Source organism: Halalkalibacter alkaliphilus, assembly GCF_023555415.1.
Taxonomy (GTDB): Bacteria; Bacillota; Bacilli; order Bacillales; family Bacillaceae_D; genus Halalkalibacter; species Halalkalibacter alkaliphilus.
Map to the genome: position 1 here is coordinate 1 of NZ_JAKRYL010000043.1, position 20671 is coordinate 20671.

At 38.4% G+C, this 20671-nt stretch carries 22 protein-coding genes, 8 tRNA genes and 1 riboswitch; of the genes, 6 read left to right on the top strand and 24 right to left on the bottom strand.

The features are described from left to right. Positions 1-31: 31 nt before the first annotated feature. The 3 genes from mntR to MF646_RS22290 form a co-directional block, all read right to left on the bottom strand. Positions 32-457, bottom strand: coding sequence for a transcriptional regulator MntR (gene mntR / locus MF646_RS22280; RefSeq protein ID WP_250098701.1), 426 nt, complete (start codon positions 455-457; stop codon positions 32-34). Positions 458-610: 153 nt separating this feature from the next. After that, positions 611-1636 (bottom strand): spore photoproduct lyase, encoded by a 1026-nt coding sequence (gene splB, locus MF646_RS22285; RefSeq protein WP_250098702.1) that lies wholly within the window; start codon positions 1634-1636, stop codon positions 611-613. Between the two features lie 143 nt (positions 1637-1779). Further along, a complete protein-coding gene (locus MF646_RS22290; RefSeq protein ID WP_250098703.1) occupies positions 1780-4335 on the bottom strand; it encodes a vitamin B12-dependent ribonucleotide reductase in 2556 nt (851 codons plus the stop codon). 459 nt (positions 4336-4794) lie between these two features. Between MF646_RS22290 and dat the strand changes: the two genes are divergently transcribed. After that, positions 4795-5634 carry a D-amino-acid transaminase gene (gene dat, locus MF646_RS22295; RefSeq protein WP_250098704.1) on the top strand — a complete coding sequence of 280 codons (840 nt, stop codon included), beginning with the start codon at positions 4795-4797 and terminating at the stop codon, positions 5632-5634. Between the two features lie 49 nt (positions 5635-5683). Here the strand turns inward: dat and MF646_RS22300 are convergent, their stop codons facing one another. Further along, positions 5684-6517 (bottom strand): lipoate--protein ligase family protein, encoded by an 834-nt coding sequence (locus tag MF646_RS22300; RefSeq protein WP_250098705.1) that lies wholly within the window; start codon positions 6515-6517, stop codon positions 5684-5686. A gap of 147 nt (positions 6518-6664) precedes the next feature. Here MF646_RS22300 and MF646_RS22305 point away from each other — a divergent pair, with 147 nt between their 5' ends. Next, on the top strand, positions 6665-7039 hold the full coding sequence (locus MF646_RS22305; protein ID WP_250098706.1) for a rhodanese-like domain-containing protein: 375 nt from the start codon (positions 6665-6667) through the stop codon (positions 7037-7039). A gap of 152 nt (positions 7040-7191) precedes the next feature. On the opposite strand, the gene gcvPB is transcribed toward MF646_RS22305, so the two are convergent. Genes gcvPB through gcvT form a run of 3 tightly spaced genes read right to left on the bottom strand, consistent with a single transcriptional unit; the run spans position 7192 to position 11104 of the window. Continuing rightward, positions 7192-8655, bottom strand: coding sequence for an aminomethyl-transferring glycine dehydrogenase subunit GcvPB (gene gcvPB / locus MF646_RS22310; RefSeq protein WP_250098707.1), 1464 nt, complete (start codon positions 8653-8655; stop codon positions 7192-7194). Then, on the bottom strand, positions 8652-9995 hold the full coding sequence (gene gcvPA, locus MF646_RS22315) for an aminomethyl-transferring glycine dehydrogenase subunit GcvPA (protein ID WP_250098708.1): 1344 nt from the start codon (positions 9993-9995) through the stop codon (positions 8652-8654). Before gcvPA ends, gcvPB begins: the two co-directional genes overlap by 4 nt. Before the next feature lie 14 nt (positions 9996-10009). Beyond that, complete coding sequence (gene gcvT / locus MF646_RS22320) at positions 10010-11104, bottom strand: glycine cleavage system aminomethyltransferase GcvT (protein ID WP_250098709.1); 1095 nt, start codon at positions 11102-11104, stop codon at positions 10010-10012. Between the two features lie 156 nt (positions 11105-11260). Continuing rightward, positions 11261-11367, bottom strand: a riboswitch (glycine riboswitch). 229 nt (positions 11368-11596) lie between these two features. On the opposite strand from gcvT, the gene MF646_RS22325 reads away from it, so the two are divergent. Together MF646_RS22325 and MF646_RS22330 are read left to right on the top strand one after the other, a co-directional pair. Then, positions 11597-13282, top strand: a complete 1686-nt coding sequence (locus MF646_RS22325; protein WP_250098710.1) for a DEAD/DEAH box helicase — start codon at positions 11597-11599, stop codon at positions 13280-13282. Continuing rightward, the gene (locus MF646_RS22330) at positions 13260-14054 is read left to right on the top strand and encodes a YqhG family protein (protein ID WP_250098711.1); all 795 of its coding nucleotides are present in this window, start codon (positions 13260-13262) and stop codon (positions 14052-14054) included. The genes MF646_RS22325 and MF646_RS22330 overlap by 23 nt, the downstream gene beginning before the upstream one ends. A gap of 105 nt (positions 14055-14159) precedes the next feature. On the opposite strand, the gene MF646_RS22335 is transcribed toward MF646_RS22330, so the two are convergent. Next, entirely contained in the window at positions 14160-14348 is a 189-nt protein-coding gene (locus MF646_RS22335; protein ID WP_250098712.1) for a DUF2759 domain-containing protein, read from the bottom strand. Positions 14349-14569: 221 nt separating this feature from the next. On the opposite strand from MF646_RS22335, the gene MF646_RS22340 reads away from it, so the two are divergent. Beyond that, the gene (locus tag MF646_RS22340; RefSeq protein WP_250098713.1) at positions 14570-15205 is read left to right on the top strand and encodes an MBL fold metallo-hydrolase; all 636 of its coding nucleotides are present in this window, start codon (positions 14570-14572) and stop codon (positions 15203-15205) included. Between the two features lie 277 nt (positions 15206-15482). Here the strand turns inward: MF646_RS22340 and MF646_RS22345 are convergent, their stop codons facing one another. From MF646_RS22345 to comGC, 8 genes are all read right to left on the bottom strand, one after another. Next, on the bottom strand, positions 15483-15728 hold the full coding sequence (locus MF646_RS22345) for a DUF2626 domain-containing protein (protein WP_034633638.1): 246 nt from the start codon (positions 15726-15728) through the stop codon (positions 15483-15485). A 139-nt stretch (positions 15729-15867) separates the two neighbouring features. Beyond that, positions 15868-16572, bottom strand: coding sequence for a helix-turn-helix transcriptional regulator (locus MF646_RS22350; RefSeq protein ID WP_250098714.1), 705 nt, complete (start codon positions 16570-16572; stop codon positions 15868-15870). A 126-nt stretch (positions 16573-16698) separates the two neighbouring features. Continuing rightward, complete coding sequence (locus tag MF646_RS22355; RefSeq protein ID WP_250098715.1) at positions 16699-16899, bottom strand: YqzE family protein; 201 nt, start codon at positions 16897-16899, stop codon at positions 16699-16701. A 43-nt stretch (positions 16900-16942) separates the two neighbouring features. After that, on the bottom strand, positions 16943-17443 hold the full coding sequence (locus MF646_RS22360; protein WP_250098716.1) for a shikimate kinase: 501 nt from the start codon (positions 17441-17443) through the stop codon (positions 16943-16945). A 1-nt stretch (position 17444) separates the two neighbouring features. Next, complete coding sequence (gene comGG / locus MF646_RS22365) at positions 17445-17822, bottom strand: competence type IV pilus minor pilin ComGG (protein ID WP_250098717.1); 378 nt, start codon at positions 17820-17822, stop codon at positions 17445-17447. Positions 17823-17833: 11 nt separating this feature from the next. Then, entirely contained in the window at positions 17834-18331 is a 498-nt protein-coding gene (locus tag MF646_RS22370) for a competence type IV pilus minor pilin ComGF (protein ID WP_250098718.1), read from the bottom strand. A 221-nt stretch (positions 18332-18552) separates the two neighbouring features. Beyond that, positions 18553-18996: a competence type IV pilus minor pilin ComGD gene (comGD, locus tag MF646_RS22375; protein ID WP_250098719.1), complete on the bottom strand. Its 444-nt coding sequence runs from the start codon at positions 18994-18996 to the stop codon at positions 18553-18555. Between the two features lies 1 nt (position 18997). Next, positions 18998-19300 carry a competence type IV pilus major pilin ComGC gene (gene comGC / locus MF646_RS22380; RefSeq protein ID WP_275980423.1) on the bottom strand — a complete coding sequence of 101 codons (303 nt, stop codon included), beginning with the start codon at positions 19298-19300 and terminating at the stop codon, positions 18998-19000. A 149-nt stretch (positions 19301-19449) separates the two neighbouring features. Between comGC and yidD the strand changes: the two genes are divergently transcribed. Then, a complete protein-coding gene (yidD, locus tag MF646_RS22385; RefSeq protein WP_250098720.1) occupies positions 19450-19692 on the top strand; it encodes a membrane protein insertion efficiency factor YidD in 243 nt (80 codons plus the stop codon). Between the two features lie 50 nt (positions 19693-19742). Here yidD and MF646_RS22390 read toward each other — a convergent pair. From MF646_RS22390 to MF646_RS22425, 8 genes are all read right to left on the bottom strand, one after another. Then, positions 19743-19824 (bottom strand) — tRNA-Leu (locus tag MF646_RS22390). A gap of 28 nt (positions 19825-19852) precedes the next feature. Next, a tRNA-Lys gene (locus MF646_RS22395) sits at positions 19853-19928 on the bottom strand. A gap of 53 nt (positions 19929-19981) precedes the next feature. Further along, positions 19982-20056: transfer RNA gene (locus MF646_RS22400), tRNA-Glu, on the bottom strand. A gap of 21 nt (positions 20057-20077) precedes the next feature. After that, positions 20078-20168: transfer RNA gene (locus MF646_RS22405), tRNA-Ser, on the bottom strand. A 1-nt stretch (position 20169) separates the two neighbouring features. Continuing rightward, a tRNA-Asn gene (locus MF646_RS22410) sits at positions 20170-20244 on the bottom strand. 1 nt (position 20245) lies between these two features. Then, positions 20246-20322, bottom strand: a tRNA-Ile gene (locus tag MF646_RS22415). Between the two features lie 16 nt (positions 20323-20338). Continuing rightward, positions 20339-20409 (bottom strand) — tRNA-Gly (locus MF646_RS22420). A 179-nt stretch (positions 20410-20588) separates the two neighbouring features. Then, positions 20589-20665, bottom strand: a tRNA-Arg gene (locus MF646_RS22425). Positions 20666-20671: the final 6 nt, after the last annotated feature.

Sequence of the window (20671 nt, forward strand, 5' to 3'; positions counted from 1 at the left end):
AAACACCCGCAATAATTGCGAATGTTTTCTCTTAATCTTCTTCCTCATTTCTTTTCTGGACATCTCTTAATTCGTTTACTCTTGTCTCTTTTTCTTGGAAGTATTGAACAAGATCACCAATACGATCAATGGCATCCCAGCTTAAATGATGTTCAATCCCTTCTACATCTTGATACACATGTGAATCATTGACACCAATTAGTCGCATAAAATCTTCTAATAACTCATGACGGTACACTAAACGCTTTCCGATTTTCTTCCCTTTTGCCGTTAGTACTAACCCTCGGTATCGTTCATATATTAAGTATTCACTTTTATCTAACTTTTGAACCATCTTTGTCACCGAAGACGGATGGACTTCTAATGCCTCTGCAATATCGGAGACTCGCGCATACCCTTTCTCCTCAATTAACATATATATTCGTTCTAAATAATCTTCCATACTAGGTGTTGGCATAAGGTCCCCTCCATTTTTTGTCAAACATAAACGTCTGACAGATACGGTGTACAATACAGCCCTGTATTATAAACCTATTCTATTGATATAAAAAATGTGCAACACTCTTATTTTACAACAGAATGTAGGACGAGGACAATGAGTTAACAAAGTTTATGTGAAGTATTCCATTTTTGCTTCTGGAAAGAATTTATCAATATAAGATTGTATCGTTTCTTTTAAGTCTCCAGCTTGTTCATCTTTGTAGACGTACTTTCCACGCCCGTATCTCCCCCACTTGTATTTTCTTTCTTCCTCATTCATTTCGAGTTTCGATTTAGGATATCGTTTTTTAATAATATTCTTTGCTGTCTTTGTGAAGCGATGTTGAATCAATTCAAACGTTAAATCCTTTTTCGCATAAAGTGGCAAGATAGCTTCTAATCGTTCAAATAACTCATAGTATCCTTCTTTCCAATTATCATGCAAAATTAACGGGGCTACGATAAAGCCTAAAGGATAATCCGCTTTGGCTACTTTCCCAGCGGCTTCAATGCGCTCTAAAAATGATGAAGTCCCCGGCTCAAACTGTTTAATTACATGATCTGAGTTTACACTAAATCGAAACCTTGTATTTCCATTGTGTTTCGCATCGAGTAAATGATCGACATGATGATACTTCGTTACAAATCGTAATCGCCCTAAATCAGTCTGTCCTATATGCTCAATCGTCTTCTTAAGAGAATGAGTTAAATGATCAATCCCTACAACATCAGATGTACAAGCCGCTTCAAACCGAGTAATATCTGGTTCTCTTTCCTTTATATATTGATCAGCAGCATCAAAGATCTCCTCTAAATTCACATACGTGCGAATATATGGTTTGTTTCCAAGAGTCGTTTGTAAGTAGCAGTAATGGCAATGTCCCATGCACCCTGTTGCAAGCGGCAGCGCATATTCGGCTGAAGGCTTTGATGTGTCAAATTTTAAGGTCTTCCTTACACCGATAACAAGGGTTGATTTTGCATTTCTATATTGCTGTAGTTCATTTTCACCTGGAATATTTCGCACCTGATTATGAGATGTTGTCTCTCTTATCTCTACACCTTTTTTCTCAAACTTTTCTTTCAACTCACGACCTAGTGGGTACTCTAGCGCCCCTGGTTCTATATAAACAAGTTGTGGTTCAAACGCCTTCATGTAATATGCACCTCTGTTTATTACTTTTTTTAATACGCTTCTATAGAGTGTGCATATTAAGAGGATTCAGCCTTCCAGTTACTAGAAAAGGGGCTATTCCAAATGGTTTTGACCTTTTGGAATAGCCCCTAGCATTATTTATTTTAAAGTCCACACTTTAACTGTGCACCACAACTTGTACAAGTGTTACAACCACCAAGGTCCTCAACTTGCCCCTCACGACAAACTGGACACGTATTGCCAACCTCAGAACCGATTGTTACATTTGTTGATCTCACTTCAGAGATTGTATCAATTAATACAACTTTTTTATTTGATTCTGATTGTGTCTCTGTTTCATCATCAAAACGATTTTCTTCTGCTTTTAAAGATAGAACTTGCGCATCACGGCTTCCATCAACATAAACCGTTCCGCCTTTAGCACCACCACGGTACAAGCGCTCATAAACAGCTTGTACTTGTTCAACTGTATATCCACGTGGAGCATTAACCGTTTTTGATAATGAACTATCAACCCAGCGTTGAATGATACACTGAACATCTGCATGGGCCTCTGGTGGTAACTCCATTGTCGAGATAAACCATTCAGGTAGTTGATTTTCATCTGCACCTGGATTTGCTTGTAAATACTCTTCTACGATGCCTGCTTTCACTTCGATAAACTTACCTAAACGGCCACTACGGAAGTAAGAGAATGAAAAGTAAGGCTCAAGCCCAGTAGACACTCCGACCATTGTTCCCGTACTACCTGTTGGTGCAACTGTAAGCAAATGCGAATTACGGATCCCATGCTCTAAAATCCCTTCACGAATATCTTCTGGCATGGATGTCATATAACCTGTATTAATAAATGCAGTACGAAGCTCCATTGTTTCTTCATCCGTATTACCTACTAAGAATGGGAAGCTTCCTTTTTCTTTAGCAAGCTCAATGCTTGTACGATAAGCTGTAGTCGCAATCGTCTCAAACACTCGATCAACAAGATCGTTCCCTTCTTCAGAGCCGTATACTGATTCACAATAAATCAGTAGATCATGAAGACCCATCACTCCTAAACCAACACGACGCTCACCTTTGGCTTGTTTTGTGTTTTGTTCTAAGAAATATGGAGTTGCATCAATAACATTGTCTTGCATGCGAACACCGACTTCGACCGTTTTCTTTAACTTTTCAAAGTCCACTTCTTTTGTTTCTTTATTTGCCATTTCAGCTAAGTTAATCGCTGCTAAGTTACATACAGAATATGGAGCTAAAGGTTGCTCTCCACATGGATTCGTCGCAACGACTTTTTGCCCATATGCCTTTGCATTTGTTTTATCATTCGCATTATCGATAAAGAAGATTCCTGGTTCTGCACTATACGTTGCGCAAATATTTATAAGATTCCAAAGTTCCTTCGCTTTAATAATACGGTATGTTCTAACACCGTAACCTAATTCTTCCCATTCACGAACGTCGCCGACTTCATGCCACTTTTCGTTATAAGCAGCCATTTCAGCTTCATTGTAATTTTCTACATCAGGAAAACGAAGGGCATATTCTTCATCATTTTCAACAGCTTCCATAAATTCTTTCGTTAAACATACCGAAATATTAGCACCTGTTAAAAATTCAGCATTATTGACTGAGTATGTTCCGCCTACGTGTAACTTTTCCTCTGCGTTCTCAATCACTTTCGGATCGAAACCACCCTGCCCAGCAATCGTCTTGTAATTAACGATTCCTTGATACATTGACTCTTCAACCACCGTTAATGGGGTGAAAGAAAGCTTGCCTTTTACGAGCTTTTGAATATGCTCATCTTCTGTATTTTCCAACAAGAAACGCAAAATGCGCGGGTTTTGCATTTTAGAAATGATGAATTCTAAAATATCAGGATGCCAATCAGAAAGCATGATCATTTGAGCTCCACGCCTTGACCCACCTTGTTCAACAAGATGCGTTAGTTTTGCAATATCATCTAGCCATGAAACCGATCCAGATGACTTACCATTTACTCCCCGAGCTAGTGTATTGCGTGGGCGTAGTGTCGAACCGTTCGTACCCACACCTCCACCACGACTCATAATTTCCATCACTTGCTTACGATGTTCAGAAATTCCTTCACGTGAATCTTGAACGTATGGCATGACATAACAATTGAAGTACGTAACATCCGTTTCCGCTCCAGCACCATACAAAACACGACCTGCTGGAATGAAGTTCATGGAAACAAGCTGTTCATAAAATTGTTCGAACGCTTCTTGACGTTTTTCCACTGTAGTTTCAACTGATGCAAGTCCTGTCGCATTTCGCTTTGCAATTTGCTCATAATAAATTTCAAGAGGCTTCTCAATTGTATCAAGTGAACGAGTTACGATTCCTGTTTCTGCCTCGTCCCCTTCAAGCACTCCTCGGAACTCTTCATCAACGAGTACCTTTGCATGATTTTTCACTTGGTCAAGCTCCATCACAAATCCATATCCACGTGCAGGAAACTTAGGGTCGTCTTTTACGGTTAAAACGACGAAATCCCCTTCTCTAAGTGTTTTCTTCTCTGTATCTTTAAACGTGTAACGGTCTAACATTACGAGTCTTGATACGCCTTTTTGAGTAATATGCATATCGCTTGTGATTGGGTGTACTTGCGAAAATTGCTCAATATCCTCATTTAATCTTTCCGTATTCAGGCGCATAACATTTGACATCGTCATTGCCATTCGCGTCTCCTCCTCTTTCACATGGAAATCTATATTTTACTAGTATATCTAGTTGATCTTTAATTCTGGTGTTTGTCCATGTACGATATTCTTGGGTAAGCTTACCACAAGATTGGCACTAGATTCAATATATTGTGCTCAAATTTATTTTCAATACACCATATATTGTGCCAAAATCCTTTTTAATTCATTTTGTCAACTTTGAAATGGGTAAAAAAAAGAAGGATTTGCGAGTTTACTAGAATGTTATCCGCTTTTTTTCGACATTTTGAACGAATTTGTCTCTTGCCATAGCAAAGACTTTTTCAATGGCTTATTTCATCACTGTTATACGCCAAATACAAAATGTTTGACAAAATTTTTAATAGATGATTGGCTTAATTATGTTATTCTTGATGCATACATGTAGGTAATTTTCAATCAATATATTGAGATTATAATAGTTGGAGGAATCAAAAAATGGAATACATAATACAAAATAACAAACTTCTCCCTAAAAAAGATGCAATGATACATTTTGACGATCGTGGATATTATTTTGGTGATGGCATATATGAAGTAGTAAAAGTATATGAAGGTCAACCTTTTGCTATGGATCTCCATTTAAATCGGCTTGTTCAAAGCTCTAGTAAATTAGACATCAAGCTACCATACTCAAAAGAACAAATTCAAGAATACATCACTACGTTAATTGAAAAAAACTCAGTGCAAACTGGCCTTGTATATTTTCAAGTAACGCGTGGAGTTGAGCCACGTAACCACTTGTATTCAAGAGAATCGACACCAGTGTTCACAGCATTCACTCAACCTGCTCATAACACCGAAGACATACAGAAAAACGGCATTGATGTTTGGTTAACAGATGACATTCGTTGGTTACGCTGTGACATTAAAACGATTAATTTATTAGGCAATGTAATGGTTAAACGTGAAGCTGCCGATAATAACTGCCAAGAAGCGATTCTTCATCGGAACGGAACAATTACTGAAGGCTCATCTTCTAATCTTTTTCTTATTAAAGATAAAGTGTTATACACACATCCGGCAACAAACCTAATTTTAAATGGGATAACAAGACAATTAGTCATTGAATTAGCTCAAAAACACAATTATTCGGTTGTAGAAGAAGCATTCCCTGTCGAAGTATTAGAGCATGCAGACGAAGCATTCATTTCTAGCTCTTCAGTAGAAATCACTCCGATTAAAGCCGTATATGGTCAACTAACAACAACCTTTCCTATCGGCCCAGTAACGCAAGACCTTCAAACTAAATTCAAAGAGCTATTGCCAAAAGCATAGTTTGCAACCATAAAAGGACTTGTCTCATTTAAAGACAGGTCCTTTTGACTTATTTTCTAAAATTCCACTCATCCTGCTCGTAACGATCTCTTGCAATTTGCAGAACGACTTCTTCTTCCTCTTCCGATAACCTGTATGGCTCTAGTTCAATGTTTAACCCTTTTTCAAATCCTCGCTTAAACGCCATTTTTGCTTCTTCCATCGTTAAAGGTTCACTTCTTAAAGCATTAATAGCGACGGCTTTATTTTTAAAATTCTTTTGCATGCGTTCACGTAACCGTTCACTCGAATAGTTAAACAAGTCAAAAAGTTTATCCTCATCGATATCTAAAATGATCGAACCATGCTGTAAGATTACACCTTTTTGCCTTGTTTGTGCACTTCCTGCGACTTTTCTTCCCTCAACAACAAGTTCATACCAAGACGGTGCATCAAAACAGACCGCAGACCGAGGATTTTTAAGGGCGCTTTTCTCCTCCTCCGTTCTTGGAATCGAAAAATATGCATCAAGTCCCACATCTTTGAAACCTTCTAAAATCCCTTCAGAAATGACACGATACGCTTCCGTTACCGTCTTTGGCATCTCTGGATGTTCCTCTGATACGATCACACTATACGTTAATTCCTTATCATGTAAGACGCCACGTCCACCTGTTGGTCTACGAACAAATCCTAATCCATACTCTCTAACTTTATCCATATTGATTTCTTTCTCCACCTTTTGGAAATATCCAATTGATAGAGTAGCAGGATTCCAACCATAAAAACGAATCGTAGGCGGAATTATCCCTTTACTATGCCAATCTAACAATGCCTCATCCAAGGCCATATTATAAGCAGGAGAACAGTCTCCAGAATCTATGTAACGCCATGTTTCTTTCATTTCACATCGCTTCTTTCCAATATGTTCTCTATGTCATTCTATCAAACGAGTTGTTTCTAGCCAAGTTATTTGAGTTATTGCGTATTTGCTTAGCGGCTATTATAATAAATATTGATGTAGTACGCAAAGGAGTGTAGACAACAACCTATGGAATTCTTATGGCTTATCCTACTTGGATTTGTAGCGTATCTCGTTTTCAAGCGCTTTTACAATCCAAAATATTTAAAAACATTAACACAAGAAGACTTCATTAAAGGCTATCGTAAAGCACAGTTGATCGATGTTCGCGAACCACGTGAATTTGACGGTGGTCACATACTTGGAGCTAGAAACATCCCTATGTCCCAACTTCGTCAACGTATGAATGAAGTGCGTAATGATCAACCCGTTTATTTATACTGTCAGTCAGGTGCTCGGAGCAGACAAGCTGCTCAACTAATTAAGAAAAAGCGCGGCGTCGAAGATATTTCGCACCTTAAAGGTGGATTTAAAAAGTGGTCAGGGAAAATTAAGAAAAAGTAAGCTTTTAAGAGGTGCTACCATGTTTTTGGTGCATCTCTTTTTTATTCCTGTTTTTTCTCGAAAATACGCCTACTAAGCTAAACTTGTTTCCTCATTAAAAAAGCCTTCTATGGGGTCATAGAAGGCTTTTTCGTACGGAGTGCTATATAAGCTTATGCTTTTTCATATTTTAAAATTGGCTTTCTTGCTGCTGTTGTTTCATCTAGCCTTGAAATAACAGTTGTATGCGGTGCCTCTTGGACGATCTCTGGATTTTCTTCTGCTTCACGCGCAATTTGAATCATCGCATCAATAAATTCATCTAGCGTCTCTTTTGATTCGGTTTCCGTTGGCTCAATCATCATACATTCCTCAACATTTAATGGGAAGTAGATCGTTGGCGGATGGTACCCGAAATCTAAAAGGCGTTTGGCAATGTCCAATGTACGTACACCTAGTTTCTTTTGACGACGACCTGAAATAACAAATTCATGCTTACAATGTTGTGTATAAGGGAGGTCAAAATAAGGCTCTAGTCTGCGCATCATATAGTTTGCATTTAATACGGCATATTCAGAAACTTTACGTAAGCCATCAGGTCCCATCGTACGGATATACGTGTATGCACGAACGTTAATACCATAGTTACCGTAATATGGTTTCACACGGCCAATCGATTCCGGACGATTATAATCAAAATCAAACAAACCATCTTTACGCTTAACAATGACTGGTTTTGGCAAATAAGGGATTAAATCCTTCTTTACTCCTACTGGACCTGATCCTGGACCACCGCCACCGTGAGGACCTGTAAATGTTTTATGCAAGTTCAAGTGAACCACATCAAACCCCATATCTCCAGGTCTTGCAATTCCTAAGATGGCATTTGAATTAGCGCCATCGTAATAAAGTTTCCCACCAGCTTCATGAATAATTTGAGCCATCTCTACGATGTATGATTCAAACAACCCAAGTGTATTTGGGTTCGTTAGCATGAGTGCTGCTGTATCCTCACCAACAACTTCACGTAAATGATCTAAATCAACTAAGCCATTGTCATCCGTCCGTACCGTAACTGATGCAAAACCAGCGACTGTTGCTGATGCAGGATTCGTTCCATGTGCAGAGTCAGGCACAATAACTTTTGTACGTTGAAAGTCCCCGTTCGCTTCATGGAAAGCGCGGATCATCATGAGCCCAGTCCACTCACCATGAGCACCTGCTGCTGGTTGAAGTGTTACTTCATCCATCCCTGTAATTTCAGCTAATGATGTTTGAAGCTCATAAAGTAATTCCATTGCACCTTGGACTTGTTCTACTGGTTGATATGGGTGAATATGAGCTAATCCTTCAAAACGCGCGACATCCTCGTTAATTTTTGGATTGTATTTCATCGTACAAGAACCAAGTGGATAAAACCCTGAATCTACACCATGATTACGTTTTGATAATGCTGTGTAATGACGCATGATCTCAAGCTCTGAAACTTCTGGCAATTCAGGTTCTGATTCACGTAAAAACTCACTTGGAATCAACTCATCAATTAACTGTTCTTCAATATCTAATGTTGGTAAGCTATGTCCAACTCTTCCTGGCTTGCTGCGTTCAAAAATTAATGGCTGATCTTTAGTTATCATAGTAATGCCCCCAATTCCTTGGCAAAAGTATCAATTTCTTCTTTTGTTCGTACTTCGGTCACAGCTACTAACATTTGGCCCTGTAGCGAGTTATCATCACGTCCGAGGTCATACCCTCCAATAAATCCTTTGGAAAGTAACAGCTCATTTACTTCCGAAACGGGTCTCTTCACATTAATGACAAACTCATTAAATGTAGGTTGTTCTGAAACCATTTCTACTCCATGAGCCTTCAACTGCTTTTTCAGATAAGCTGCTTTTTGTACATTTTGATACGCCATTTCCTTTACGCCCTTTTTGCCAATCGCACTCATTGCAACGGAAGCTGCTAAAGCATTTAGCGCTTGGTTTGAACAAATATTAGAAGTAGCTTTCTCACGTCTAATATGCTGCTCACGTGCTTGCAACGTTAAAACAAATCCACGTTGACCATGTTCATCTGTTGTTTGCCCAACTAGACGACCAGGGACTTTACGCATTAATTTCTTCGTTGTTGCAAAATAGCCACAATGCGGACCACCAAATTGTGTTGCAATTCCAAATGGTTGCGCGTCACCAACGACGATATCTGCTCCAAATTCACCAGGCGGCTTTAGCAAACCTAAAGCAAGTGGGTTACTAGACACAACAAACATTGCTTTCTTGCTATGCGTAATCTCTTCTAACTTAGCTAAAGGCTCAAGGTTGCCATAAAAGTTCGGATGTTGAACAACAACACAAGCTGTGTCATCCCCGTATATTTCTTGCAACTGTTTCAAATCTGTCACACCATTAGCTGTATCAATTTCTATCACATTTAAACGCTGCCCCGTTGCATTAGTCTGCAGGACGGCACGAGCTTCCGGATGAACAGCTTTAGAAACTAGAATCGTTTTCTTTTTCGTCTGTCCTGCACTTAGCATCGCAGCTTCTGCTAAAGCCGTTGGGCCGTCATACATAGACGAGTTCGCCAAATCCATTCCTGTAAGCTCACAAATCATCGTTTGAAACTCAAAAATCGCTTGGAGCTCTCCTTGTGAGATTTCTGGTTGATATGGCGTGTAAGCAGTATAAAATTCAGAACGAGAAATGACGTGATCAACAATTGATGGGATATAATGTTCATATACGCCAGCCCCTAGGAAAGAAGGGGTTTGTTTAAGTGACACATTTTTCGCAGCTAACTCTCGAAAATATGAGATGAGCTCTGGCTCTTTCAAAGCTTCTTTGACATTCATTTCTCCTTTAAAGCGAATTTCACTTGGAATATCAGAAAACAATTCCTCAATCGACTGTACACCGATTGTTTCAAGCATTTCTTTTTGATCTGCATCTGTCATCGGTAAATAACGGTGATTCATGTATGTTCCTCCTCTTACTTCTTATAAAATGGCGTTGATACGACCTGTGCTTTAAGACGCTTTTTACGAACTTGAACTTCTACTTCTGTTCCAAGTGCAGTAACATCTATATCTAGAACGGCAAGGCCGACATTTTTCTTTAATGTAGGTGACTGAGTTCCTGTCGTGACAAAACCTACTAATTTATCACCAACAAACACTTCATACCCTGTACGAGGGATACCTTTATCAATCATTTCAAGGCCGACAAGCTTTCTTTTCAGCCCTTCTTCTTTCTGTTTCTTCAACGCTTCTTTCCCAATAAAGTCTGCATCTTTATTTACTTTTACGGCAAAGCCAATTCCAGCCTCAAGTGGGGAAATTTCTTTTGTTAATTCTTGCCCGTAAAGAGGCAACCTTGCTTCAAAGCGTAATGTATCACGTGCTCCTAATCCACAAGGAACAAGGCCATCCTCTTTCCCTGCTTCAAGCAAGCTTTTCCATAGCTTAGCAGCTTGATCTGCAGCACAGTAAAGCTCAAATCCATCTTCGCCTGTGTAACCAGTTCTCGAAACGAGTGCATCGACACCATCTACGTTAACTTGGTCAGCAAACCGGAAGAACCGAATGGAAGAAAGATCAAAAGACGTTCTTTTTTGCAAAATTTGTTCTGCTATAGGTCCTTGAATCGCTAATTGTGCGATGTCACTAGAAACATTTATCGCTGTTACACCCTCAATGATATGTTGCTGCATCCACTCAACGTCTTTTTCAATGTTTGAGGCATTAATTACGAGTAAATAATCGTCTTCTGCCTTTCTGTAAATAAGCAAGTCATCAACCGTCCCGCCATCTTCGTAACACATGGCTGTATATTGTGCCTGACCATCTACTAGTTTGGATACATCATTTGTCATTAGTTTTTGTAAATAATCAAGTGCGCGTGGGCCTTTGACTTCTACTTCACCCATATGTGAAACATCAAATAGTCCTGCCTTTGTACGGACTGCTTCATGCTCTTCTTTAATACTTAAAAACTGAACGGGAAGATCCCATCCCCCAAAATCAATCGTCTTTGCTCCACCTTCTTTATAAAGATGAAATAGTGGTGTTCTCTTTAAATCAGCCATGATCAAACCTCCTAAAAGTTAATTCAAAAATGCAAAAAGGACAGAGTTATACACTATTTTGTGTATAACTCTGTCCTGTAACCAGAAAGTTTCCTATATTCTAAAAAGAATATAGTGTCTTCGTAGGTGGCTTATCATAAGCACTCTCCAGAGCTGCGTCAAATAAGAGTCTTTTTTGCCTGAGAGATTCGCATTGATAACACATTATCTAATACTTGCTCCTTCGGCGTTGCATAATTCGCAAGCTCTCCCCTTATCCTCATCCGCAAGTCATTTAATTGTTTTCACTCTTACTCATGAAATTCTTATGATTGGTACATACTACATGTATAAACCTTTTAAAATTTAGGCAATATGTGTAATTCGGATTTATATTAATATCCTACCAAGTTGAATAGGTTTTCGCAACTGTTTATTTACTAAATCAGATTATTTTATAGATTTTTTTTAATTTCATTCGGATATAGCAGTTTGATTGAAAGGGTGATGAAAATGAAGATTGATATACATTTTGATCAGAATTGGAACGACACCTTCAAGGAAAGATTAGATCAAGATGGACCTTGGTCTAATTGGGAACTTTTTAAACTAGCGTATGAAGCAGAACAACACCAAATCATACCAGAGTTTCATGGTTTACAAGCACCTAAGCACCTACCTCAATTAAAGCCGTTTCCACACCAAATTGAAGTGGCAAATACAGTTATTGAGCAAATGAATGGCAAAGCAATACTTGCCGATGAAGTAGGGCTTGGAAAAACAATCGAGGCTGGACTAATCTTAAAAGAGTATATGATCCGTGGGTTAGTAAAAAAAGTATTAATTCTCGTTCCAGCTTCTCTTGTTTCCCAATGGGCGATTGAATTAAATACGAAGTTTCATATTCCAGCTGTTGCCCAACGAAAATCATATGTATGGGAGCAATGCGATGTTGTCGTAGCTTCCATTGATACAGCCAAAAGGCAACCACATCATGATATCGTCTTAGACCAGCCATATGATTTAGTCATTATTGATGAAGCTCATAAACTTAAAAATCCAAAAACGAAAAATTATGAGTTCATTAAAAAGTTAAAGAAGAAATTCTGTTTGTTATTAACCGCAACACCAGTCCAAAACAAGCTCGAGGAAATCTTTAATTTGGTTTCACTGCTTAAACCTGGGCATCTAGGAGATATCACTTCTTTTGAAAAAGAATATCGTTCGAATAAAAGATCACCTAAAAATGAAGAAAAATTAAGAGAGTTAGTCAACAAAGTCATGGTGCGCAATCGTCGTGAGGAAACTGGCATTGAATGGACAAAGCGTATCGTTGAAACGGTACCGATTGATTTTAGTGAATCAGAACGCGCCTTTTATGAAGAGATTGAAAAATTAAATGGTGATTCAAGTCATTTTGGCTTGCTGACTTTAAAAAGGGAATTGTGCAGCAGCAGAGAGGCTGCTTTTATGACACTAAAAAACATGGTTGAACGAGCCCATGCCGAAGGACGAAAACTTCCTGGTGCAGAACGCTTATTGAACAAAATTGGTGAGGTAGAAGGCCATGCAAAAGCCGAGAAAGCACTAGAGATCATCAAGAAGATCAATGATAAAGTTATTATTTTCACTGAATACCGTGCAACACAGTTGTATTTACAATGGTTTTTAAAACAAAATGGCATCTCCTCAGTACCTTTTAGAGGAGGATTTAAAAGAGGAAAAAAAGACTGGATGCGTCAGCTCTTTCAAAATCATGCCCAAGTATTAATCGCAACTGAGGCAGGCGGTGAAGGAATTAACTTGCAATTTTGCAGTCATATCATTAACTATGATTTGCCATGGAATCCAATGCGTATTGAACAACGAATTGGGCGCATTCATCGCCTTGGCCAACAAGAAGATGTGAAAATTTACAACTTTGCTGTTAATGACACCGTCGAGCAGCATATCCTTAAATTGCTTTATGAGAAGATTCACCTATTTGAAGCCGTTATCGGTGAGCTCGATGATATATTAACGAAAATTGATCTCCCTTCAGTTGAAGAACATGTGCAAGATATTTTATTGCAATCAGATTCTGAAGGAGAAATGCGTATTAAATTTGATCATCTTGCTGCCATTATGAATGATGCAGCAGAAGAAGCGGCTAATTCTAGTAAGGAGGATCAGATCGATGCAACAGCCTCAAGTTCATGATTTTTTAGAGCGCTACTTTCAAGCGAATGATAGCCCAATCATTGAAAATACTTCAAGTTATTTAAAAGTTCAATTATCGATTGAACTAGATAAATTATTAATGAATAGACCATTTTATTGGCATTACCTTGAAAAAACAGGTGGCGAGCCTAACCCGATGCAGGTGACGTTTATTACGGATCAGACGAATGTCCCCGATGATTTACGTGGAGAACAGATTCACTTTGGGTCACCAAGACTTCGGCAATTATTTGGATCGACACGTGAATTAGGAGGCTTCATTCGCCTTTACGAGGACATACAGGCATCTGGGAGAAAGTCCATTCCTTTGCAACCATGGTTGTGTTTGAATATGAAAGTTTCATTTCAATGTGACCGCAAAAAAGATGTATTGTTATCTTTAGGATTAAATCTCATTCATGGTCAAATTGTCCAACAATTTTACAATAAGCTACAAGAAAAAAAACTATCTCCCAACATTCCAGATTTCTGCTTTAAATTATCCCCTCTTATCACGGTTCATAGTGGATTGATTCGATTGCAGAAAATGGTTCAGACCTATGCGGAAAATGAAGACAAAACATGGGCAGAAGAAGCAGTAAACAGATGGGAAACAGACTTGTCACTGCTTGAACAGTTTTATGAAGATTATGATGAGAAACCCGAAAGCTATGAGGTTGAGAAACAAGCCTTAAAAGAACAATATGAGCCTCAGATTCATGTGTCTATTATTAACGGCGGAATGTTCTATTTAGAGCAACAGGTTTTTTAACAGAAAAAGGGGATGTGTCCAAAAGGTCTGCTTTTGACCTTTTAACACATCCCCAGAAAAAAGGCATCTACTCCAAAGGTAGCTGCCTTTTTTCGTGGATTATTCTTAGTGAGCCGTTGGTGCTCCACCACCTGTTGTAATGATTGAAATAATCGTTGCCACTGCAAACCAACCAAAAACAACAAATGAAATTCCGGCAAAGCCTACTGCAAAGAAGTTCTTTCTGCGAAGTTCACGAACAATCGCAACTGCACATAAAAGCGCCGTAACTAACATGATGATAGAAAAGATCATACTGTCTTCCCCTCCTTATGTAAAACTAAGAACCCAGCTTAACTAGTCCTATTATAATGCCATTTGAGAACGTTGTCAGCCTAAAATTTGACGAAGCTAGTACAGTTTCCTCATATTTATATTGGGCATTTTTCATTTATTTTACTCTTTTTTTCTTTATTTGTCGAGTCGCTTCTCGTAATGTATGATAGGAATAACTTAAATAACTTGGAGGGATTTTTATGAAATGGACACAATTACCACTTGGCCCATTACAAACAAACGCGTACGTATTACAAAACGATGCTAACGAAGCGGTTATCATTGATCCTGGCGGTGACGGACAAGCTTTTATTCAGTGGCTAACATCACAGAACTTAAAACCAATTGCCATCTTATTAACACATGCTCACTTTGACCACATTGGTGCTGTCGATGACGTTCGAAATGAATTCAATTGTCCCGTCTACCTACATAAGAATGAACAAGATTGGCTAGCAGACCCTAATAAAAACGGCTCATCACGTTTTATGGGGAATCACGCAATTACAGTGAAGCCCGCAGATTGTATTATTGAAAAGGAAGATACTATTACAATTGGTTCGTTCTCCTTTAGCGTGTATGAAACTCCTGGGCATTCACCAGGAAGTGTTTCTTTCTACCTTAAAGACGAAGCGGTTGTTTTCTCTGGAGATGCATTATTTGCCCAAAGTATCGGGAGAACCGATTTGCCGGGTGGCGATCATCAATTGTTGTTAACGAGCATACATAAGAAGCTTCTTGAGTTACCAGAGGAAACCATTGTTGCTTGTGGCCACGGACCTACTACTACAATAGGAAATGAAATGGATGGTAATCCATTTTTGTCTGGATTTTAAGTAATAAAGAGGTATCCAAAAGGTATGATTAATCTTTTAGGATACCTTTTTTATATGTAGAAAAGGACCTCCACAATTAGTGGAAGCCCTTTGGGGAGTAAATCGTATTGATGCAAGAACCTTGAGGGGAGGGGGACTCCCTATCAAAGATCACCAATCTAGTTTTATTGTATAAATACTTTAACACTGTGTCAATAGTATTAACTTTCAACAAGAAAGAAACCGTCCTCTAAATAAGGAAACGGTTTCTCTTCTGTACATATGTACAATGAAATAATTAATGCCCTCCAAAGCTTGGTACTAACAAGAACGTTGTGTAATACGTGAACCCTACGAAGAAAATCGTTAAATAGGCACCAAAAATGTACATGTACACACGTTCTGATAGGTTTAGGTAGCTTAGAGCCAATAATGCGCCAGTTTGCGCAAAGAACAACAATGCTACATTATACATATGACCAACAAAGAACAGAACGGAAAAGATTCCTGTCCAAAATGCTAAAACACGATACATACGATCCATTTGGGTTTCCCTCCTTCATGAACAAATTTGCCACACACGACAGTATTTGTTTAGGATAGCAAATGATTAAGTACAGACCTTATTATATACGACTACTTCCAGACTGTAAATGCTTTGATGAATGGCAAAACTGTGTCACCTATAATTTAATGACAGAATAAGAGCAAGCTTTCGCCGTTGGATCTGTTAACTTCATATTGTCCTTAAGAGTATGTTCCCCAAGAAAGTAGGAGAAAATGCCTTTAAATAACTCATGATGCATAGAACAAAGAGAAATCGATTGCTCACTCATCAATTCTTTAAATGTACAGTTATAAATACTAAACTCAATTTCATCCTTTTCGGTTGAGTAAGAAATTTCCGGGTTTAACCCTTGGTTAATCGCTATTTGCTCAATTATTCTAACTTTTTGTTCCATTGTTGCATTCTCTACATCAAAGTGAAATTGCTTCACATACAAGTCTGCACTCTCGCGTCCATACTTATACCCCATTTTTTTAAGCGCTTCGAAACCAATATCTCCAAGCTCCACCAATGATGCTAATGCCATTTTTGCTAACCTTTGATAGTCTCTATAAGGGAACTGCAGTTGAATGACTTCATCAGACAACTTATAATAGCGGCTAGGTCGTCCGCCCTTTCCTGTCTTTTGTGTCTCTGAAATAATCATTTGTACGTCTTCTAATTTCGTCAAATGCAGACGAGCAACATTTGGATGTATATTAAACTGATCAGCAATTTGCTGTACGGTTACATGTTCACGTTGCTTTACAATATATTGATAAATCGAGAACCTTGTTGGATCTGACAATACATTTGTTATTTTTAATGTGTTTTGTTCCATCATGTTCACTCCCAAACTTACCTTACTTCCCTCATTATAGTATGGTAGCAAAATAAAGAAAAGAAAATCATTGATTAGCCAATAAAATGACAAAAAGCGAAGATTGTCAAAAGACATCTTCGCTCTTTACTTTCTACGAATGTTTTTTTTGGGTTTTCTTCTTAAAAACAACGAAATGCCAAGTGGAATCATACCAAATGCATGATTAGAAAAAGGTGGACGGTCAGCTCTGCGTTCGAGTTTTTTTGTACGTCTCTCTTCTTTTGGTTGATCCATTCTAATTACTGCTTGTTGTGTCAAAAATTTCACATAATCATTTAATGACATATTTCTCAACTCCTAATGCATCTAGCATAAGTATGCCCAAACATTAGGATTTTAAAATCAATTCTAATTCACGAACAATATCTAAAACCGATTTCCCAACTGTATTCACGATAATATCAGCCTGTTCATACAGGTCGAGCCTTGATTCATATAGTTTTTGGACTTTATCTTTCTCTTGTTGTTGTAATAGAGGCCTAGTCTCATCACCTTCTAAACGCCTTAATAACTCATCAAGGTCTGCTTGTAAATAAATAACTTTACCTTGAGAGGACATTATTTCCCTATTTCTACCCTTTTTTACGATACCTCCACCAGTCGTAATTATCGTCCGCTCTCCTCGTATTTCTTTTAATGCTTGCGTTTCAAGTTCTCTGAAATAAGCTTCTCCTTTTTTTTCAAAAATTTCTGATATGGACATATGCTCTTTGCTTTCAATCCATTGATCAGTATCGATGACACGATAGCCTATTTTTTCAGCTAATGCTTGTCCTATCGTTGTTTTTCCAGACCCCATAAATCCTGTGATGTAATATTGATGCGACACGTTATGAAACCTCCCAATAATTATCCAATACCTTATTGCTCCAATTATATTGAAAACCAGCAATTCGCTCGTGACCGGTTTCCAAATTAGCCTTTACAGAGATGTTACTAATATCATGAAGATAAGTTTCTATACTTAGTGTAACTGTACCGTTTGGATATGAAAAGAGTATCTTTTTATCAAGAACTGGGTCGTACTCTCCGTTCAAAAAATCACTTATACCTAATTGAAGAAGAGTTTCAATTTGCATGAGACGCTCTTGCTCGTAAACTGCTTGCTTTTCAGTCAGATATAAAGATACTTGGTAAATAAGGACTTGCAAAATTAGCATACACATAAGCAAAGTAACTGGATAAACAAATCCCTTCTCTTGATTCACAAGCAACCTCCTTATTTGGCATACAGCAACAGCATCGTCTTACTACTACGAAAGCCATCTAGCATCTCGATATTACACGTAACAATACGTTCAGAGACACTGCATGAAAAAGTTTTGACTTGTTCAATAAGAAGATTATGACCCTCTTTATTTTTCCTGCTGCGTAACTGTTTTGATTCTAATAGCTCGATTTCAATCAGGTCACCATTGAACCTTGTTAATCGCAAAGTTCCATCTATTACTTCTCCTTTTGAAGCTATTCGAATCTCATGAGCTAATTGATTAAAAAAAGTCATAACTTGTTGTGGTGATATTGTATTTGTATAGTAACCACTTGTCCTTACCAACATAATTTTAGGAAACATCGAAACAATAATTAAAAAAATAACGAGCGCAATCATGAGCTCAATCATAGAAAATCCTTTTTCATTTCGAAGCAAAGAAACAACGTTCATAGTCCCTCCCATTTCTTCCAATCCACCTTGCACAAAACCGCAACAAATCTTCATCTACTTCCTCTTTTCCAATTAAAACCCTGTCAACTCTCCTATCACTGACAGGCAGACCAGCTTTATAATGATTCACTGCCTCTTCCAATAATAGCAAAGCACGAATCTCTTCATTAATTGCCGTTCTTTCAGTATATACACTTATTAACAAGGGAAAAATAGAAGCGCTAAACAACACGAAAAAACTAAAAGCAAATAGCACTTCTATTAACGTAAAGCCACTACATTTTTGTATAGGAAACCATTCCTTTCCCTAAATAAATCGTATAGCGATACCTATTCTTACCAATTCTTAACTGAAAGGTACCTGATGCACCAGGATGACCATTGGTATGAAAATAAATGGAAGTAAGAGAGAGGGTTTGAGACTCAAATACCATATCCGAGTGTTGATACGGGATAACTAAATAATCATTAAAACTGTTATAGCGAATAGAAAACTCTTTCGTGTCATTGTTCATACGGATAAAAACTCTTCTCCCATTTGCTATTGCCACATGCTGTGCGAGAAGAATTTGTTCTTTAATTTGTTTAGCAATTAAATCGGCTTCGTAATCATTTGATGATGGATTGGAAAGTTTAATTATTGGTATTAGAAGAATGAAAGATAGAATGGATAAAGTGATAAGCAATTCGATGAGGGTATATCCTTTGTTTGAGCTCATATTAAGAAGATTTAATTGTTACTTTTCCACTACCTGGGCTGTAATCTAATTCAGTCCCATCAGGGCATGTGAGTTTATCAACATAATCAGGAGAAAGAACATCTAGATGACTAGGTAATTCACCTTCTTCAATCTCATACGCATACACTTGAGCTTGAAGCAATTTCACAGTAGCCTCGCACCCTTTTGAAGCTGCAACATCATTATTATTCGACATGTTTGGAACGGCGATTAGGAGGAGAATCGAAATAATCATTAGGACAATCAACATTTCAACGAGGGTAAAGCCTTTTTCATTATTCAATTTTCATCACCTCTGAGGAATTTTTAAAGCGGGGATAATACGTAGCGTTATTTTATTCGAGCCTCCTTTCAAAATTATTATTTGTTATAATTAGACAAAGACTGATAATTTCCTTCTTAATCTTTAAATTTTTTTGAAAGGTGTCTCAAATGAAAACAATCCTCTTATCCATCATCCGCTTTTATCAGCTCGTTATATCACCCATAAAACCTCCTACTTGTCGGTTTTATCCGACATGCTCTCATTATGGAATGGAAGCTATCAAAAGATTTGGTGCAATTAGAGGTGGATGGTTAACGTTAAAAAGGATTCTTAAGTGTCATCCTTTTCATCCTGGTGGAATTGATCTAGTACCAGAGAAGAAAACAGCCGATCAATCGAAGAAAGATTAACGATGATTTTTCTCCATAAAAAAAGACCATACACTATGTATGGTTTTTTATGCGGGTGAAGGGAGTCGAACCCCCACGTCAAAAGACACTAGATCCTAAGTCTAGCGCGTCTGCCAATTCCGCCACACCCGCATGATTTATTTTCATAAAATATTTAAAATGGTGAGCCATGAAGGACTCGAACCTTCGACCCTCTGATTAAAAGTCAGATGCTCTACCAACTGAGCTAATGGCTCTTGCTTCTTTTCAAAGTAGTTGTTTCAAAAACGAACGATCTTCCTCAAAATTATGGTGACCCGTACGGGATTCGAACCCGTGTTACCGCCGTGAAAGGGCGGTGTCTTAACCGCTTGACCAACGGGCCAATATTATTTAAAACTTGTCATGGCGGAGAAGGAGGGATTTGAACCCTCGCGCCGCGTAAACGACCTACACCCTTAGCAGGGGCGCCCCTTCAGCCACTTGGGTACTTCTCCTTGGCTCCACAGGTAGGACTCGAACCTACGACCGATCGGTTAACAGCCGATAGCTCTACCACTGAGCTACTGTGGAATGGTGGGCCTGAGTGGACTCGAACCACCGACCTCACGCTTATCAGGCGTGCGCTCTAACCAGCTGAGCTACAGGCCCACAGTAATTTACTAAGAGCGGGTGATGAGAATCGAACTCACGACATCAGCTTGGAAGGCTGAGGTTTTACCACTAAACTACACCCGCATGATAATATTTTGTCACCTCTTGTAAAAATAACGTACTAACATGTCTCTTCCTCTTCAAGTATCTCTTAGAAGCAAATGCGTCGAGACAACTCGCAGATAATTCGGCAGATGTTTTGCTCGTGGCTGAGGTTTTACCACTAAACTACACCCGCATATTATATTAACTAAAAAGATACATGGCGCGCCCTGAGAGATTCGAACTCCCGACCTTTTGATTCGTAGTCAAACACTCTATCCAGCTGAGCTAAGGGCGCATATAA

What these genes read in the sequence shown, in the direction of transcription:
- mntR (WP_250098701.1), bottom strand. Translation starts at nt 457, where the DNA reads ATGCCAACACCTAGTATGGAAGATTATTTAGAACGAATATATATGTTA.
- splB (WP_250098702.1), bottom strand. Translation starts at nt 1,636, where the DNA reads ATGAAGGCGTTTGAACCACAACTTGTTTATATAGAACCAGGGGCGCTA.
- MF646_RS22290 (WP_250098703.1), bottom strand. Translation starts at nt 4,335, where the DNA reads ATGGCAATGACGATGTCAAATGTTATGCGCCTGAATACGGAAAGATTA.
- dat (WP_250098704.1), top strand. Translation starts at nt 4,795, where the DNA reads ATGGAATACATAATACAAAATAACAAACTTCTCCCTAAAAAAGATGCA.
- MF646_RS22300 (WP_250098705.1), bottom strand. Translation starts at nt 6,517, where the DNA reads ATGAAAGAAACATGGCGTTACATAGATTCTGGAGACTGTTCTCCTGCT.
- MF646_RS22305 (WP_250098706.1), top strand. Translation starts at nt 6,665, where the DNA reads ATGGAATTCTTATGGCTTATCCTACTTGGATTTGTAGCGTATCTCGTT.
- gcvPB (WP_250098707.1), bottom strand. Translation starts at nt 8,655, where the DNA reads ATGATAACTAAAGATCAGCCATTAATTTTTGAACGCAGCAAGCCAGGA.
- gcvPA (WP_250098708.1), bottom strand. Translation starts at nt 9,995, where the DNA reads ATGAATCACCGTTATTTACCGATGACAGATGCAGATCAAAAAGAAATG.
- gcvT (WP_250098709.1), bottom strand. Translation starts at nt 11,104, where the DNA reads ATGGCTGATTTAAAGAGAACACCACTATTTCATCTTTATAAAGAAGGT.
- MF646_RS22325 (WP_250098710.1), top strand. Translation starts at nt 11,597, where the DNA reads ATGAAGATTGATATACATTTTGATCAGAATTGGAACGACACCTTCAAG.
- MF646_RS22330 (WP_250098711.1), top strand. Translation starts at nt 13,260, where the DNA reads ATGCAACAGCCTCAAGTTCATGATTTTTTAGAGCGCTACTTTCAAGCG.
- MF646_RS22335 (WP_250098712.1), bottom strand. Translation starts at nt 14,348, where the DNA reads ATGATCTTTTCTATCATCATGTTAGTTACGGCGCTTTTATGTGCAGTT.
- MF646_RS22340 (WP_250098713.1), top strand. Translation starts at nt 14,570, where the DNA reads ATGAAATGGACACAATTACCACTTGGCCCATTACAAACAAACGCGTAC.
- MF646_RS22345 (WP_034633638.1), bottom strand. Translation starts at nt 15,728, where the DNA reads ATGGATCGTATGTATCGTGTTTTAGCATTTTGGACAGGAATCTTTTCC.
- MF646_RS22350 (WP_250098714.1), bottom strand. Translation starts at nt 16,572, where the DNA reads ATGGAACAAAACACATTAAAAATAACAAATGTATTGTCAGATCCAACA.
- MF646_RS22355 (WP_250098715.1), bottom strand. Translation starts at nt 16,899, where the DNA reads ATGTCATTAAATGATTATGTGAAATTTTTGACACAACAAGCAGTAATT.
- MF646_RS22370 (WP_250098718.1), bottom strand. Translation starts at nt 18,331, where the DNA reads ATGAAGATTTGTTGCGGTTTTGTGCAAGGTGGATTGGAAGAAATGGGA.
- comGD (WP_250098719.1), bottom strand. Translation starts at nt 18,996, where the DNA reads ATGAGCTCAAACAAAGGATATACCCTCATCGAATTGCTTATCACTTTA.
- yidD (WP_250098720.1), top strand. Translation starts at nt 19,450, where the DNA reads ATGAAAACAATCCTCTTATCCATCATCCGCTTTTATCAGCTCGTTATA.